Origin of the sequence: Enterococcus florum, assembly GCF_004309355.1 — a bacterium.
GTDB classification, from domain to species: Bacteria; Bacillota; Bacilli; order Lactobacillales; family Enterococcaceae; genus Enterococcus_A; species Enterococcus_A florum.
The window spans coordinates 45766-61922 of the sequence record NZ_BJCC01000005.1; the positions used below are offsets into that span (position 1 = coordinate 45766).

Sequence of the window (16157 nt, forward strand, 5' to 3'; positions counted from 1 at the left end):
TTCCTTCTTTCTTTTTGAATGAATGCTTCTTCAGTGACCTCGAATATCGTTTTGTGTCACTGCATCGTAATATCCACCAACAATATAATGCCCTTCCGAGTCGAAAAAATCTTCCAGATGCTTGAATTGAATAAACGAAAGAGACTCCGGGTATCGAGCATCCAGTTGTTCCCCTACTTGCCACAATATAGGGTTGGATGCTTCTCGGGGCAACGGGTTCTTTGCCAACCAATTAGCCAACTCTTCTTTCGATAATTCTGATTTCAACAATGCCCCGCTCCAAATTTCGACATGATTTCCCGTTCCTGTGGTGTTGCCGCAAAAGTGGGTAGTTTCAACCAGTTCGGTTTGCGGAGGCAGCTGGAATGTCTGATACGCTTTTTCTATTCTTTCAGCTTTAGCGTTGTTGATCCACGGGCAAATGAATAAAAAACCGCCTAAATAAAGTACAGGGATCACCAGGATGAAGATAGCAACTGTTAACAAACTCTTATTGATTCTGCTCATTGGCATCGTTTCCTTCCTGTTTTTATCCGCTTCGATCATTTCACTGGTACCTGCCCTGTTTTTCAACCAGCATTCTCCCCTCCTCCGACAAGTTCCTATTGATCAAACGTTTCGTATTCCCCGTCGGTTCTCCGTTCGTTCCCCCCATAGAAATCTGATAGAAAGGTGCATGTCCTTGGCGGCTAATAGGCTTTTTTTAGCAGCTGAATGCTTCAGGAAAACATTCTTTTTCTTCAAGTGCTGCCGGATCAAAGACCGCATACCGCAGTTAGCTGTCCTGAACGTTTAGTCGGTTTCGAAGTCACGCGTTCATTTTCAGCCTTCTCTTAGTCTCTTCCTCTATTCTAGCACTTCGAAAAATGTTTGTTCGTGTATTTTCTAAATAATCCTGCAAAAAGCCGATTGCATGATTCAACGAACAAAAAGACCGCTGGAAAAAATACCCAGCGGTCTTTTACTCGTTCATCAACAATCAAAGCTTATTTAGAATCCATAATTTTAGGAAGCGTGTTGCGAAATTTAGACGGTGATGTATGTTCCTTTTTATTAAACAAATAGAAAAAGTGACTCGCATTGGCAATTCCGATTTCTTGACTAATTTCATCAATACTCAGCTTCGTTGTCACCAGCAGTTCTTTGGCAATCTGGATCCGGTGTTCGATCAAATAATCGATCGGCGGTTGCCCGATGTATTTCTTAAACTCTCTGGACAAATGGTATTTACTAAAGTTGAACTGCTGGGATAAAAAATCTAATGTAATGTTTTGCTGATAATGCTGTTCGATATAGTGTTGGATTTCCTTGATGTAGCGAGGTACCACGTGCTGCTTACGTCGCTTTTTGTCAATTTCCAACCCAATTTCACAAAGAAGCTCGGTCACTGTAAAAATGGCGTTCATGCTGATGGCGTTCGCTCCTTCTGCAGCTGGATACAGCAGCTCCCTTAATAACGAACGGAAATGCCCACTGTCAAAAAAAGAAAATTTGAAGTAGCTTTCCTGCATCATCTGTTTATAAATATGGGAAACCATCTCCCCGGTTGCTCGAATCATGATGGTCCGCCAAGCGTCCTCGGAAGTAGCAAAATATTTGTGATAATTTTGACAGTTAATGATCGTGCCTTCGTTTGTTCCCAGCGATATCGTTTGTTCTTTAAATGTCACCTTTCCTTTTCCGCTAATGGTGTAAAGAATTAGATAGACAGGCGTGTCGGAATGAATAAAAATACCTGAAGCAGGGATATCAACGACAGTGGTCCGCAGTGGTTTGACCGCAGCAAATTCAGGGATGTTCGTATACGTGTAAAAACGGGAATGTTCTAGCTTCAATGATTCTGGCAATGTATTTCTCGAGATATGACTGTTGGCAATAGCTTCCTCTTCTAAAGCATTGGCGATAAATTCATTGGTTAAATAAGAAACATCGAAGGTTTGTTTAATTTCCCCGATCAACAAAGAAGAAAAAAAGGATCTTACATCTTTTGATTGATTGTCGACCATCTATACTCCCCCTTTTGGTCCGATTGTTCAACTAGTAACAATTTCATTATAAGACAATTTCCCTCCTCCCTTTTTTCGATTCTCCAAGTAAGCAAGATTCACGATGAAAAAGCAAGATATCGAATACTAATCGTCCATTTTACCTAGACTGTTTTTTCTAAAAATGGTGGATTCCCCCTAAAAATAAAGAATTCTGCTTAGTCTGTCAATCTCATCTCACTTTTCCTATCTTTCCAAGAATAGACCAATCCTCAAGGAATCAAGCAATATGTCATAGATTTACCACAAAATAGTTTATTCACAAGGTAGAAAACGCTTCCTAAAATAAGAGTATAGACAAAAAGAAAGGGGAGGCTATCTATGAATTTTACAGAAGAACAGGAAATGATCCGAGACATGGTAAGAGAGTTCACAAAAAAGGAAGTAGAGCCGCGTGATGCTTGGATGGACGTCAGCGGGTTTGATCACGACCTGCACAAAAAAATGAGCGAACTAGGTTTGATGGGAATCCATTTGCCAGAAGCGTATGGCGGAGGTGGCGGAGATGCAGTGACTAGCGCGATCGTTATTCATGAAATCGCGAAAGGAAGTGCCAGTGAAGCTCTTTTCCTGGATGCGCATTGGTTAGCCGCGGACTGTATCCTGCATCATGGAACAGAAGAACAGAAAAAGAAATATTTGCCGATGGCGGCGGCTGGCCAAATTTTTGCTTTTGGTTTGACGGAGGCCTGTGCAGGAAGTGATGTCGCTGGAATCAAATCGCAGGCTGTTTCAGAAGGTGACAGTTGGATTTTAAACGGCGGGAAAGCGTGGATCACAAATTCAGGTATCGCTGATGTCTATGTCATTTTAGCCAAAACTGAACCGGATGCAGGAGCTCGCGGGGTTTCAGCCTTTATCGTGGAAGCCGACACACCGGGATTGATCGTCGGCAAGCATGAAAACAAGATGGGGATGCGAGGAACCAGTACCACTGAGCTTTCCTTCGACAATCTGCGACTGCCAAAGGATGCTTTGCTGGGCAATTTGGGCAGTGGCTTCAAAATTGCCATGATCGCTCTCGATGGCGCTCGTATAAGCATCGGGGCTATTTCCGCAGGCCTGTCTGAACATGCGATGCAGCTGGCCAAAAAATATGCAAATGAACGACACACCTTTGGTCAGCCCATTGGCAAGCATCAAGGGATCATGTTTAAATTCGCGGATATGTCAGCAGGCATCCGAGCAATGACCTTGATGACCTACAATGTAGCCCGTATCAAAGCGGAAGGAAAACGGCACACGCTGGAAGCTGCGGAAGTGAAATTGTTTGGCAGCGAGACTTGCTTTAAGATTTGCAACGAATGCCTGCAAGTATTCGGCGGTTACGGCTACAGCAAAGAATACCATGTTGAACGCTTTGTACGAGATGCGAAATTGCTGCAAATCGGTGAAGGAACCAGCGAAATCTTGCGGATGCTGATCGGAAGCACCGTATTAGCACAGTAGCAAAAGGAGTTTTCTTATGAATATTGCCGTTTTTATTAAACAAGTCCCAGACACCATTGACGTTAAAATCAATCCAAAAACCGGAAATCTGGAGCGCGAAGGTATCGAAAGCACGATCAACCTTTTTGATTTGCACGCCATCGAGGCAGCCATTCAATTAAAAGAGCAGCATGGCGGGAAAGTAACCGTACTGACTATGGGACCGCTGCAGGCTCAAACTGCTTTGAAAAAGGCCTTGGCTATGGGCTGTGATGAAGCTGTATTGCTGAGTGATCGTAAATTTGCAGGAGCAGATACCCTGGCTACGGGATATGTTTTAGCCAAAGCTGCTGAAAAAATCGGACCGCTGGATGTCCTATTATTCGGGCGCCATGCTGTTGATGCGGATACAGGGCAAACAGGACCGATTGTTGCAAGCTTTTTGGATCTTCCGCAGGTGACCTTTGTTCGGTCAATAACTGTAGACGGCTCTTCGATGATCTGTCAGCGGGCACTAGAGCACTGCATTGAGACAGTCAAGGTTTCTTTGCCAGTTTTACTGACCGTGACGAGTGAATTGAACGATCCCCGCTATGCAACTCCGATCAATATCATGAAGGCGGGAAAGAAACCGCAATTTATCTGGTCTAGCGAAGAGTTGGGTTGTGATGAAGGCCGGATTGGTCAAGCAGGCTCTCCTTCGATTGTGCGCAAGATTTATGAGCCGGTGCATGAAACAGGAAACCTGCACCGGATGAATGGAAGTATTGAAGAAATTGCTGCAGCCTTGGTAGATCTTTTCGAGGAGCAGCATCTGATTTAGGAGGTCTTTCATGAACAATACAGAACACGGCCTTTGGGTGATCGCCGAGCAGCAAGAGGGGCAAATCAACGAAGCTTCTTTTGAACTTCTTGCAAAGGCAGTGGAATTAAAAGAACGTTCTAATCAACCCATTACGGCCATCTTGTTAGGAAGCAGCATCACTGCTGCAGCAAAACAGCTGCTGGCTTATGGCGCAGATGCAGTACGTGTCGTCGATAATGATTGTCTAAAACAATATAAGCCGCGAACCTATGAACGCGTTTTGTTGCAGCTGATTGAGCGTTATCGTCCGGCCATCGTTTTATTTAGCGCGACTGCTCAAGGACGAGATTTGGCGCCGCGAGTCATGTGCCAGCTGCAAACAGGACTGACCGCAGATTGTCTTGATTTAACAATCGATGACCAAGGATTATTGGTACAAGAAAAACCATCTTATGGCGGAAACATCCTATGCACCATCGTGATTGAACAGGCTAGACCTCAAATGGCGACTGTAAGACCAGGTGTTTTCAGCAAACTCACTCCAAAAACAGATTGCCAAGGGGAAATCATTCAGGAAACAGTCGAAGTGCTGGATGATGAAGCCTACGAAGTGCTGGAAAGCTGTCCCCTCTCTGACAAAGGCGGTTCAATCTCCGATGCTGAAATCATCGTTGCCTGCGGACGCGGGGTCAAAGAATCCAATGATCTTGCATTGATAAACGAGTTTTCAGCCTTGATCCATGGCGAAATCGCGTGTACACGACCCTTAGTAGATCAAGGCTGGTTTACTCATGAGCTGCAGATTGGTCAAAGTGGTACGACGGTCAAGCCAAAGCTGATCATCAACATTGGAATCTCTGGTGCTGTTCAATACATCGTCGGGATTCAGAATGCACAAACAACCATCAGCATCAATCGAAACAGCGAAGCCGACATTTTTTCCGTCTCAGATTATGGGATCACCGCAGATTACACTGAATTGATTCCAGCCGTCATTCGCGAAATCAAACGCCGCAAGCAACAGGAATAAGAACAAAGGAGAGAGGAACATGACAGAAAAAAGAGAATTTTTAATCCCTGAATTTGGTCCCTTTGCAGGAATTCGAATCGTTGATACGGGCTCTTTGGTGGCAATGCCTTATGCCGCAACATTGATGGCTGATTTTGGTGCAGAAGTGATTCATATCGAACGGCCGCGCGTAGGCGACACCTTGCGAGGCTTGGCTCCTTTCGCAAAAGTGAATGGAAAAAAAGTAAGTACTTCCTGGGTACAGGATGGACGCAATAAGCTAAGCATGACCATGGAGTTGAATCTAAAGCATCCAGAGGTCAAGGAAGCCTTCTACGAACTGATTCGACAGTCTGATATTTTTATGGAAAACATGGTATGGCTTGAAAAGTTAGGCATCCGTGACGAAGATTTGCTGGAAGTCAATCCAAAATTGATCATCATTCATGTCAGCGGCTACGGCAACCCAGCGTTCGGCGGAGTGCCAGAATTTTGCGATCGTGCTTCCTACGATATGATTGGTCAAGCTTTCTCCGGCTGGATGAACTTAAATGGAGACGCTGATGGCGATCCAGTCATTGCGAAACCATGGACCAATGATTTTGTTTCCGCGATGGCTACAGTCTTTGGAATTTTTGCTGCCTACGCAGCTGTACAAAAAACCGGAAAAGGCCAAATCGTCGATGTCGCACAATATGAAGCAATGGCGATGTACATGTGCGACACCTTCACCACCTACACGATGACTGGAAATATTCGCGGCCGAACAGGCAACAAATCAGCGGCCTTCCAGCCTTACGGATTATTCAAATCAAAAGACGGCTACGATGTCGCATTGGGCGCGTTCGGTCCTGGCGTGTACAAACGGTTCATCAAGGGAGCCGGCTTTGATCTAGACTACTTCAACTACAAGGATTGCTCTTCCGGCGTTGAAGCCGTTGCCTCTGAAAAAGGACAGGAATTGGATCAAAAAACGATTGCCTGGTGTGCAGAGCGAACAGCGGAAGAAATCGAAGCAGCAATGGCAGCTGTAAAAGTTCCCTGCAGCCGGGTAAATACCGCAAAAGATTGTCTGGAAAACGAGCACTTCATCAAACGAGAGAATTTCATCCGCTATCAAGACCAAACAACGGGTGAAGAAGTCACCGCCTTTGGTATCGTACCAAAATTGAGCGAAACACCAGGAAAAGTCTGGCGAGGAGCGCCAAGCCTAGGCCAAGATACTGAAGACATCCTGCGAAAAATTTTGAATTATGACGATGAAAAAATAGCAGTACTGCGGGAAAAAGAATTGATTTGATCCCTAATACAATGACTCAAAAAGCAAGGCCGGAGCCTTGCTTTTTGCCTGTCTTCTCTCGGATAGTGCTACAGCGAATCTGCCTGAGTTTTGTTCTGTCACTGACTACTTAGTCACTTTATTATAGGTTTCTACACCTTCAACCCCAACTGATAATTCCGCCATGACCGATATGAAGTGATCTCGTGCTTGCAATCTGCCGGAAAGCGTTGGCAAACGAATCCTAGTTTCTCTTCTCCATTGGAAAGCTCGACGGTTCCGATCCCTAAAGGATAAGGGATCGTTTGAATAAAGCTGCTTAGCTGATCGTTGGGAATTTTCCAAACCTCCACTTCGATCCTTTCCCCCTGGCCTTCGCAGCGAACCAGTCCCGGTTTACGAGGCTCTGTATCTAATTCGTACAGGCGATAGTCCGCCGAGGTCGCTGCTTCGTAAGCAAAAGCTGCACCGCGCAGTCGAAATTCTTTTTCCAACGGGAAGCCGCGCATGTGCAGGCCGCAAACAACCAGCTCGGTCTTCGCATGCTCCTTTTCCAGTTCAGCTGCGTAGCTTTTCAGCAGAGCTTCGTCCTCAGGAGTTGAAAACAAGGTAATGCCAAAAGGCAGCTTGCTGTCTATTGGAGCCGGAAGAGCTGCAGCACTCAACCCCAACAAGTTGCAATGATTTGTGTAAAGTCCCATCTGACTGTTCGTGAAGATCGGATCAGCAAGGACCTGATCGATGCGCCAGGTTCCTGTACAAGTCGGCAAAACAAGCAAGTTGCCCGACAGCTTTTCCTTCAATGTATCCTCTACATGCTGACAAAAATGCTGTGCCTCAATCCATTCCTTGGCAGAATAGTTGGTCTGTTTTGCTTGCTTCAGGATCGTCGCCAAAGGTTCGCTGATCGACGCTGGGTGAGTCTCGGCAAATCCTCCGATCGCCACGTCACGTTCGACAACGAAGGGCCCTTCGTAAAGAGAACGGGCGACCTTTTGAAGCTCTGCCATCTCCAAGATTTCTACATCTTCTTTTTCTTTTAAGTAAGCCGCTGTCTGTTTCCACGACAGCTCATAAAGCTTAGCATAAGGGCCAAAAAACTCCAGCTGATCCGGCAGAAAAAGGATCTTCGGTCGGCTCCTTTTAGCGGATGTACCCATTTTTTCAGAGGTCAGCTGCTGATCGATCAAGTCAACATCTGCCATTGTATTGGCAAAAATAGAGACACAATCCAATGATTGACAAGCGGGGACGACTCCTTTTGTCGAATAGCGGCCGGGGGCTGCTTTGTAGCCGATAATATTGTTCAAAGCCGCGGGTACCCTGCCCGAGCCTGCTGTATCTGTACCTAAAGCAAAACATACTTGGCCAAGCGCGACCGCTACAGCAGAACCAGAGCTGGAGCCGCCGCTGATCAACTCGGGGTTCAAGGCATTTCGAGTGGCACCGTGAGGTGAACGAGTGCCTACTAATCCCGTCGCAAACTGATCCATGTTGGTTTTTCCAATAGGAATCGCTCCTGCTTCGATCAGCTGCTCCACCACCTTCGCTGAATGCTTAGGAATGTATGAAAATTCGGGACAAGCAGCCGTCGTAGGTACGTTGGCTAAATCGATATTGTCTTTGATCGCAAAAGGAATTCCCCATAACGGCTTTTCCCTCATCGAAAAGGACTGAATACGCGCCGCATAGCGCATGATTTCAGCTTTTTCCAGCAGATGGATCCAACAATGATATTCCTGATATTCGTGTGCGGCAGCTAAGGCCTTATCAATCACCTCTTCGATGGTAAAGACTTTTTCGCGGTACCCCTCGTGCAGTTGATGAATGGTTAAAGACTTCATGTTCAGACCCCCTCAATAAATGCCAGCGATTCGCCTGAGCGCAAGATGTCGCCTTGCTTGATCAGAATCTCTGAAATTTTCCCGTCACAAGGCGCATGATACGCGATCTCTGTCTTCATGCTTTCAGTAACGATCATCGGCTCGCCGCTTTTTACGTAATCCCCTTCGTCCACTAAAATTTTCCAAACACTGCCGGGGATCGCACAGGTTAAGACTTCGTTGTTTTCTGGGATCGTCGGTGTTTCCGCAGGCGTTTCCTCTAATGTTTCTGGAATGAATTCTGCCAATCCTTCTTTGCGCCAAGCTTCTCTTTCTGCTTCAAAGGCTGCTTGCTGCCGCTCTTTTACTTGTGCGATCTCCTCTTGATGTTCGGCGGTCTGCGTCAAATAGTCTTTAATCGAAAAGGTTGTCTCTTCGATCTCAAGGGCATATTTCCCATTCAGGAAGTCTTTACGGTACTGCAGCAGCTCTTCGGGAGAAACCAAAAAGAATTGCAACTGATCGAAATAATCCAATAACCAAGGTTTCTCCTTGGAAAAATAATCCGTCTCCTTTTGCAGGTTCCACATTTGGATCGTCCGACCGAACAGCTGATAGCCGCCAGGACCTTCCATTCCATACACACACAAGTATGCTCCGCCAATGCCGACAGCATTTTCCGGGGTCCACGTTCGTGCAGGATTATATTTCGTCGTTACCAGACGATGGATCGGATTGATCGGCACCGCTACGGGAGCACCTAAATACACATCTCCCAATCCCAAAACCATATATTTAGCGGATAGGATCGTCTCCTGCACAGTCGCCTTGGAATTTAGCCCATTGATCCTGCGAATAAACTCAATGTTGTCCGGGCACCAAGGGGCATCCGAGCGAACATTGTCTTGGTATCGTTCCATGGCTTTCACCGCCTGAGGATCATTCCAAGAAAGAGGCAGCTTAACGATTCGAGAAGGAAAGACCGCATTTTCCAAATCAGGCAAGCCCTGATCCAGCTTCACGACTTCCTGCAAAACCGCCTTCAAAGGCATTTGCTTGGTATCGACATGGATCTGCAGGCTGCGAATCCCCGGAGTTAAATTGACAAGCGGCAAGTTGCTGTTCTTCAGTTCTCGGTACAAGGCATGGATGCGAACGCGCAAAATAAAATCCAAGGCCATTTCGCCATATTCCAGCAGCAAATACTGATCCCCAGATAAACGGATCGTCAAATCGATGCCCGCCGCATTTTTTTCTTGATAAAAAATCGGATAATCAGGTGTTCCAGCCAGCTGCTTAGTCTGATCCGCTTTACTGTTTCGATAAAGGGCATGAAGCATCGCTGCGCTCAACGGCTGCTGCAGCAAATCCTCCTGCTCGGCATTCAACTGATCCGCTGTTTCTACCTCGACTAAGCGAAATTGCAGTGTATCTCCTGGTTTTAGCTGACCCAGCTTCCATAGATCGCTGGTGATTACGGTCATTGGACAGACAAAACCGCCTAAACTCGGTCCATCCGGCCCTAAGATGATCGGCATGTCTCCCGTGAAATCGACCGTTCCAATCGCATACGCATTGTCGTGGATGTTTGACGGGTGCAATCCCGCTTCTCCTCCGTCCTTTCGCGCCCATTTAGGTGTGGGTCCGATCAAGCGAACGCCGGTCCGTGAACTGTTGAAATGCACCTCCCATTTGGTTTCACAACACTCCTTTAAAAAGCCGGGATCGAGGAATTCTGGCGTACAGTGGGGACCCGGTGTCACGTGGATTAGCCAATCCTGTTCCGTTTTCTTCAATTCAAACGTTTCTGAAAAGCGGACCGTTTCACTGGCAGCGGTTGGCAAGGGATGCAAGACATCTCCAGCTTGCAGCGTGCGGCCATTCTTTCCGCCAAAATTTCCTAATGTAAAACAGGAGGCACTACCTAAGACCTTGGCAGCATGAAAGCCATTTTTTACTGCTACGTATGTCCGCATGCCGTTCTTCGGATCTCCAAAACTCAATCGCTGTCCCGCTTTTGCAGTGACTGCTTGATACATCGGAACCGGCTGGCCGTCTAACATCGGGAAAAGATCGGCGCCTGTCAAAGCGAATTCCAGTTCACCGCGAAACAGCCATTGTCCCCCTGCAAGGGTCAATTCAAGAACAGGGACTTCCTCCGAATTGCCCAAAATCATATTGGCAAGTCGGCCAGAAAGTGCATCCATCGATCCAGAGGGCGGCACACCAACACCCCAATAGCCTACCCGGCCGGGATAATCCTGCAAAGTACTGTTCAATCCACCGTCAATTACTTCCAACGCGGGAACCTCGATCGGCAGCTGCTCCAGCGTTTTAGTGGTGACCTCTCCTGAGCGGATCTGCGGCTGCTGCAGGACTTCTTGTAAGAACCAAAGATTGGTTTCGATCCCTTGAATTTGCGTCTCCTTCAAGCTGGCGATCAATTTTTCTAAAGCCGCCTGTCGTGTCGCAGCTTTGGTGATCACTTTAGCCAGCATCGGGTCATAAAACGGATAAATCTCTAAATGATCGGAGAGAAAGGTCTCAATCCGCGCGTCTGCTCCCCACTTGACTGTATCGACAAGACCAATACTTGGACGGAAATCATGGTAAAAATCCTCCGCGTAGATGCGTGCTTCCAAACTGACGCCTTGCGGCTCCACCGAACGTTCTTCCAATCCGGAAAATTCACCCGCTGCTTCTTGAATCATCCACTCCACTAAATCAATGCCGAAAACTTCTTCCGTGATTCCGTGTTCCACCTGCAGACGTGTATTGACTTCTAAAAAGTAAAACTGTTCGCTGACCACATCGTAGAGAAATTCCACCGTCCCAACACTGCGATAGCTCACAGCCTTTCCTAACTTCTCAGCTGCTTGGTGCAGCGCTTTGCGGGTCGCTTCTGTGATCCCAAAGGCGGGACATTCTTCCACCACCTTTTGGTTTCGCCGCTGCAAGGAGCAGTCCCGCTCTCCGATGGTGATCAGCTCACCAGCAGCATTGCCGAAAATCTGGACCTCGATATGCCGAGCATTCTCAACATATTTTTCTAAAAATACTCCGCCATCTCCAAAATTGGCTTTGGCCTGATTGACCACAGACGCATAAGAGGCCAATAGTTCGTCTTGGTTACAGCAGATCTTCATACCGATTCCACCACCGCCTGCCGTGCTTTTCAGCATGACTGGATACCCGATGGCGTTGGCCGCCTTTTTCACCTGACGCGGATGCTCCAGCAGCTCAGTACCCTCAATCATCGGAATACCGGCTTTTTTGGCATAGGCACGCGCCAAATGCTTCATCCCAAATTCGCGGATATGCCGACTCTCTGGACCGATAAACACGAGGTCATTTTCATTACATTGTTCTACAAAATCAGCATTCTCGCTGAGAAAACCATACCCTGGGATCACTGCATCGGCTCCACAATCTTTGGCAATCGCCAGCAGCTGCTCCGTATCTAGGTAGGTTTCATTGACTGTTTGTCCTTGCAGCAAGTAACTCTCGTCAGCAAGCTCGACATGCAGGCTCTTTTCATCCGCTTCTGCATAGACTGCTGCCGAGACGATCCCCATCTTTTTCAACGTGCGAATGATTCGAACAGCGATGGTCCCACGATTGGCAATAAGTACTTTTTTAAACATTCGATCACCCTTCTAGTTGATTTTCCACCAAATTATTTTCAAATGCCCGCGTATTTTCGCCGCAGCTCGATACAACTGGGTCCAGCAAATCTGCGGTCATCCCCTCATACACTTCCAATTGAATCTCGCCTCTGGGATACTCCGTAGCAGGATTCAAAGGATGCGGGGTGTTGGATAAAAGCAGCAATACCGGTGCATCTGTACGTAGGACCACTTCCTTATCCAGCGTATTCTCTGCGTGGTAACAAAGTGTACCGTCCTGTGAAGCGGTTACCTTGGAAAACAAGTTGACCACTGCAGACAGATCCCGTTTCCCCAGGCCTCGGCGAAACAGCTCGATGGAAAAATTGTCATAGCTGTTGCGCTGTCGCTGATTACGGTCGATTTGATACGTCGATTCCCCATATTTTTCTTGGATCTTCCGCCGAAGCGTATGTCCGCAAACTGTATCATGCCAGCCATAAGTATCCTTGATCAGACTCATCAACATTTTTCCATTGTCGCTCATTAACAGATGCTGCTGCGTCAGGAAGAATGTATGCTGCGCTTTTAAAGAGTCCGGCATGTTGTACTTTTCCTCTGGATGCTCTGCATGATAAGCCCCCATCACCAAATTGCAGTCCTCCGATTTTGCGATCAAGCGGATCCATTTTCCGGCGCCTACGTATTCTGACCATTTCTCGCCTGGCAACAAACGTTTTGTATAAACCAGCTTCATTTTTATTCCCCCTCCCAAAGCAGTACCTGGATCGGTGTTGGATTGTAATCGTTGCAGGGGTTATTCAACTGCGGACAATTACTAATCAACACAATCACATCTTCCAAGGCTTCCAGCTCTACATAATAGCCGGGGCCTGATACGCCATCTTTAAAATCCAAGCCGCCATCAGGAGCCACAGGTACATTCATAAAAAAATTGATATTGGGTGCTAGATCTCTTTTTGAAAAAGTGTACGCACCAGAATAGTTGCTCATTTGCAGCATAAAGGTGTCTCGGCACGCATGCATATGAACCTTTTCCCGTTGATAGCGGACGGTGTTGCTTTGACAAGAGCACGCACCACCAATCGTGTCATGCTGCCCACAGGTATCTGCGGTGATCCTCAGCATTTCTCGTCCAGACTCGCTCATCAAAACAGTCCCAGTAGATAAATACAAACTGGCTTGTTCTTGGATCGTCATACTGGCACTATAGTGATCGGCCGGATCGTCCTTTAGAAAAAACAACGTGTCGGCAGCCTGATTGCCGTCTAGATCAACGATACGGAGGGTGTCCCCCTTGTTGATCGTTTTCATCCAACCATCTCCGGCCAAGATGTCGGTCTTATAGTCAGAATTTTCTGATTTTTTATTGCTGATGACAGGTACAAATGCCATGTGATTCCCTCCTTCGCTGCTATACAGCGTGTATGATTTGATCGATTTTTTTCTTAGTTTCAATGAATTCAGGTTCATCCTTCAAGGCCAGTCTTCTTTTATATGGCAGATAAATCGGCACAGAGCGTTTGATCTCACCCGGACCTGCACTCATCACAACGACCCGCTGTCCTAGAAAAGCCGCTTCTTCGATGTCATGGGTGATAAACAAAATCGTGGGCCGCTCGACTTCCCAGATTTCTCGCATCAGCAGCTGCATCGTGCTTTTGGTTTCAGGATCCAAAGCGCCGAAGGGTTCATCCATCAGCAGGATCTCTGGACTGTTGGCCAACGAACGAGCGATCGCAACCCGCTGCTTCATCCCGCCAGACAGCTCCTTTGGCAAACTGTGGCGAAATTGTTCCAACCCGATAACGTCAATGTAGCGGTCCACGATCGCTTGAATCGCTGCTTTGGGTGTTTTGCTGATCTTCAATCCGAAGGCAATATTCTCTTCTACCGTCAGCCACGGAAACAATGAGTAGCCTTGAAACACCATCCCACGGTCAGCTCCCGGACCCACAAGCTCTTGGTCATTCAGTACGATACTGCCTGAACTGATGTCCTCTAAGCCGCCGAGTATCCGCAGCAGTGTCGACTTTCCGCAGCCGGAAGGACCCACGACACAGAGAAATTCATTGTCTAAAATTTCTAAGTCAATGTCGCGCAGCGCCACGACCTGGTTTTTCTTTGACGAATAGATTTTATTGACCCCTTCAAACGAGATCTTGCTGTTGGCGACCTTTGCCTCCAACCCGAATGCACCTGTTATTGCTGCCATCTTGATTCCTCCTATTCCTCAACCCAACGAAACAGGGCCTTATTCAACAAGCCAAACAGTCGATCGGTGATCAATCCTAGCAATCCGATCACCAAGATTCCCATGAAAATCGACGAAGTATCTAAAAAGCGCTGTGCCTTCAAGATGTTGTAGCCTAAGCCGGAGTTGGCTGCTACCAACTCTGCTACTACTAGATAAGTCCAAGCCCAGCCCATGATCATGCGCAAGCTTTCCATCAGCTTTGGCAGCATCGCCGGCAAGATTACTCTGAAAATCACCGTCGTCGATTTGCCTCCCAAAGTATAAGCTGCGTTGATCAGGTTAGACGGAACACTTTTCACATTGTCAGCCACCATGGGAATCAGCTGAAACAAAATTCCCAACAAGATCACAGCGACCTTGGCATTTTCTCCGATCCCTACCCACACCATGATCAGCGGAACAAAGGCCGGAACCGGCAAGTACCGGAAAAATTCTGTCAGCGGTAAAATGAACGCCTCGATTTTTGAAAAGGAACCGACCAGAACGCCTAATGGTACGCCGATCACGATCGCTAACAAAAAGCCCTTCATGATTCGAGAAAAACTGATCCATGTATCGGCTGCCAGCGAACCATCCCTTAAACTGGTAGTAAAAGCCTCTACAACTGCGGCTGGCGCTGGTAAAAAGATTGGACTGACCAAGCCGCTGGTACTAATCCCCTGCCAAAGGGCCAAGACCAAAATAAAAGCAGCCGCGGCGATCACCGAATACTTTTGCTTCGAGATGCCCTTTCGAAGTCTGATTTTTGTGCCTGTTTTTGCTAATGCTTTACTCTCCATCAACTCGCCTCCTTCGAATGAACGATTGTTTTCCTAGTCTGCCTGAGTATTCGGTACCTTCTTATCTGGTGACTCCTCGTACAGTTTGTCGATGTAACTAGAATCGAAAATCTGTTCAGGATCTTCCAATTCCGACGAAACCATTTTTTGATCCAGCAAGAATTTTGCCGTTTTTTCTGCGGTATAAGGCAGGTACGAATAGTTCTCTGCGGTTTCATGGAAAGCCGCATGATTGTCTGCGATCGAGAACAAGCGAGCTCCGGCCATTGCTGTTTTCATCTCTTCGACACTAATATCCGCCTGCTTAGCCATGTAGCCTAAAGCCTCGTCCGGCTTCTCTACATATTGCTGCATTCCGTCAAAATACGCCTGAACGATTTTTTGAACGTCGTCTGAATGCTCCTTCAAGAGCTTTCCGCTAACCATCAATGTGTCTGGGATCAAGCCGGGAATTTCTGACGAATCAAACAACAAATTCGTATCTCCCTCCGAAGCGGCATAGCTGAGAGACGGCTCCCATAAGCTGGCGGCATCCACCTGTCCGGAAATAACTGCCGGTCCCGCATTTTCCACTGTCATATTGGTCAAATCGATGTCTGCTTCTGTTAGTCCAACTGTCTCCAAGGCATTCAACAAGAAGAAGTGCTCGATCGTTCCGATCTCTGTTGCTACCGTTTTTCCCTTCAAGTCTTTCAACGACTTGATCTCCAATTGGGCAACGATTCCGTCTGCTCCAGCCGAGTTATCATTGATCAGCACGACTTTAAAATCTACGTCACTCAAGGCTGGCGAGATTGTGTCGCTCAAAGCGGCACACACCGCATCGATCTGCCCGCTGTTGAAGGCCTGCAGCGAATCACTATAGGTGTTGAACCACACCAGCTCCACATCCACCTTGTTCTCTTCAAAGGCGCCGAAGCCTTGAACGGCATACCAAGTGTACCAACCAGGAAACGCACTGACACCGATCTTGATCGGCTCCTCCGACGACGACTCGCTGGATTTCTCAGCCGCTCCCCCGTCATTGCCCCCGCAGCCAGTCAAAAACAAAACCAAAACACACACCATCATGAATAAGCTCATTCGTTTTTTCATACATTTTCCAC

13 protein-coding genes are annotated in these 16157 nt (G+C 47.2%); 4 read left to right on the top strand and 9 right to left on the bottom strand.

The window, feature by feature from the left end; genetic code table 11:
• Positions 1 to 30: 30 nt before the first annotated feature.
• Together NRIC_RS02705 and NRIC_RS02710 are read right to left on the bottom strand one after the other, a co-directional pair.
• The gene (locus NRIC_RS02705) at positions 31 to 573 is read right to left on the bottom strand and encodes a hypothetical protein (RefSeq protein WP_146621165.1); all 543 of its coding nucleotides are present in this window, start codon (positions 571 to 573) and stop codon (positions 31 to 33) included.
• Positions 574 to 986: 413 nt separating this feature from the next.
• On the bottom strand, positions 987 to 2006 hold the full coding sequence (locus NRIC_RS02710) for a helix-turn-helix domain-containing protein (RefSeq protein WP_146621166.1): 1020 nt from the start codon (positions 2004 to 2006) through the stop codon (positions 987 to 989).
• Between the two features lie 360 nt (positions 2007 to 2366).
• Between NRIC_RS02710 and NRIC_RS02715 the strand changes: the two genes are divergently transcribed.
• The 4 genes from NRIC_RS02715 to NRIC_RS02730 are packed head-to-tail and all read left to right on the top strand — an operon-like array spanning position 2367 to position 6587.
• Entirely contained in the window at positions 2367 to 3494 is a 1128-nt protein-coding gene (locus NRIC_RS02715) for an acyl-CoA dehydrogenase family protein (protein WP_146621167.1), read from the top strand.
• Positions 3495 to 3510: 16 nt separating this feature from the next.
• The gene (locus NRIC_RS02720; RefSeq protein WP_146621168.1) at positions 3511 to 4296 is read left to right on the top strand and encodes an electron transfer flavoprotein subunit beta/FixA family protein; all 786 of its coding nucleotides are present in this window, start codon (positions 3511 to 3513) and stop codon (positions 4294 to 4296) included.
• A 10-nt stretch (positions 4297 to 4306) separates the two neighbouring features.
• Positions 4307 to 5308 carry an electron transfer flavoprotein subunit alpha/FixB family protein gene (locus tag NRIC_RS02725; RefSeq protein ID WP_146621169.1) on the top strand — a complete coding sequence of 334 codons (1002 nt, stop codon included), beginning with the start codon at positions 4307 to 4309 and terminating at the stop codon, positions 5306 to 5308.
• Positions 5309 to 5327: 19 nt separating this feature from the next.
• Complete coding sequence (locus NRIC_RS02730; RefSeq protein WP_146621170.1) at positions 5328 to 6587, top strand: CaiB/BaiF CoA transferase family protein; 1260 nt, start codon at positions 5328 to 5330, stop codon at positions 6585 to 6587.
• A gap of 131 nt (positions 6588 to 6718) precedes the next feature.
• On the opposite strand, the gene atzF is transcribed toward NRIC_RS02730, so the two are convergent.
• From atzF to NRIC_RS02765, 7 genes are read right to left on the bottom strand one after another with little or no spacing between them, the layout of a single operon-like run.
• Positions 6719 to 8410 (bottom strand): allophanate hydrolase, encoded by a 1692-nt coding sequence (gene atzF / locus NRIC_RS02735; RefSeq protein WP_146621171.1) that lies wholly within the window; start codon positions 8408 to 8410, stop codon positions 6719 to 6721.
• Between the two features lie 2 nt (positions 8411 to 8412).
• A complete protein-coding gene (gene uca / locus NRIC_RS02740; protein WP_146621172.1) occupies positions 8413 to 12033 on the bottom strand; it encodes an urea carboxylase in 3621 nt (1206 codons plus the stop codon).
• A 4-nt stretch (positions 12034 to 12037) separates the two neighbouring features.
• Positions 12038 to 12751 carry an urea amidolyase associated protein UAAP1 gene (locus NRIC_RS02745; protein ID WP_146621173.1) on the bottom strand — a complete coding sequence of 238 codons (714 nt, stop codon included), beginning with the start codon at positions 12749 to 12751 and terminating at the stop codon, positions 12038 to 12040.
• A 2-nt stretch (positions 12752 to 12753) separates the two neighbouring features.
• The gene (locus tag NRIC_RS02750; RefSeq protein ID WP_146621174.1) at positions 12754 to 13410 is read right to left on the bottom strand and encodes an urea amidolyase associated protein UAAP2; all 657 of its coding nucleotides are present in this window, start codon (positions 13408 to 13410) and stop codon (positions 12754 to 12756) included.
• Positions 13411 to 13429: 19 nt separating this feature from the next.
• Positions 13430 to 14230, bottom strand: coding sequence for an ABC transporter ATP-binding protein (locus tag NRIC_RS02755; RefSeq protein ID WP_146621175.1), 801 nt, complete (start codon positions 14228 to 14230; stop codon positions 13430 to 13432).
• Positions 14231 to 14241: 11 nt separating this feature from the next.
• The gene (locus tag NRIC_RS02760) at positions 14242 to 15051 is read right to left on the bottom strand and encodes an ABC transporter permease (RefSeq protein WP_146621176.1); all 810 of its coding nucleotides are present in this window, start codon (positions 15049 to 15051) and stop codon (positions 14242 to 14244) included.
• 33 nt (positions 15052 to 15084) lie between these two features.
• Complete coding sequence (locus NRIC_RS02765; protein WP_146621177.1) at positions 15085 to 16146, bottom strand: ABC transporter substrate-binding protein; 1062 nt, start codon at positions 16144 to 16146, stop codon at positions 15085 to 15087.
• Positions 16147 to 16157 lie beyond the last annotated feature (11 nt).

Coding starts and splice junctions, on each gene's coding strand:
- NRIC_RS02710 (WP_146621166.1), bottom strand. CDS start 2,006: ATGGTCGACAATCAATCAAAAGATGTAAGATCCTTTTTTTCTTCTTTG.
- NRIC_RS02715 (WP_146621167.1), top strand. CDS start 2,367: ATGAATTTTACAGAAGAACAGGAAATGATCCGAGACATGGTAAGAGAG.
- NRIC_RS02720 (WP_146621168.1), top strand. CDS start 3,511: ATGAATATTGCCGTTTTTATTAAACAAGTCCCAGACACCATTGACGTT.
- NRIC_RS02725 (WP_146621169.1), top strand. CDS start 4,307: ATGAACAATACAGAACACGGCCTTTGGGTGATCGCCGAGCAGCAAGAG.
- NRIC_RS02730 (WP_146621170.1), top strand. CDS start 5,328: ATGACAGAAAAAAGAGAATTTTTAATCCCTGAATTTGGTCCCTTTGCA.
- atzF (WP_146621171.1), bottom strand. CDS start 8,410: ATGAAGTCTTTAACCATTCATCAACTGCACGAGGGGTACCGCGAAAAA.
- uca (WP_146621172.1), bottom strand. CDS start 12,033: ATGTTTAAAAAAGTACTTATTGCCAATCGTGGGACCATCGCTGTTCGA.
- NRIC_RS02745 (WP_146621173.1), bottom strand. CDS start 12,751: ATGAAGCTGGTTTATACAAAACGTTTGTTGCCAGGCGAGAAATGGTCA.
- NRIC_RS02750 (WP_146621174.1), bottom strand. CDS start 13,410: ATGGCATTTGTACCTGTCATCAGCAATAAAAAATCAGAAAATTCTGAC.
- NRIC_RS02755 (WP_146621175.1), bottom strand. CDS start 14,230: ATGGCAGCAATAACAGGTGCATTCGGGTTGGAGGCAAAGGTCGCCAAC.
- NRIC_RS02760 (WP_146621176.1), bottom strand. CDS start 15,051: ATGGAGAGTAAAGCATTAGCAAAAACAGGCACAAAAATCAGACTTCGA.
- NRIC_RS02765 (WP_146621177.1), bottom strand. CDS start 16,146: ATGAAAAAACGAATGAGCTTATTCATGATGGTGTGTGTTTTGGTTTTG.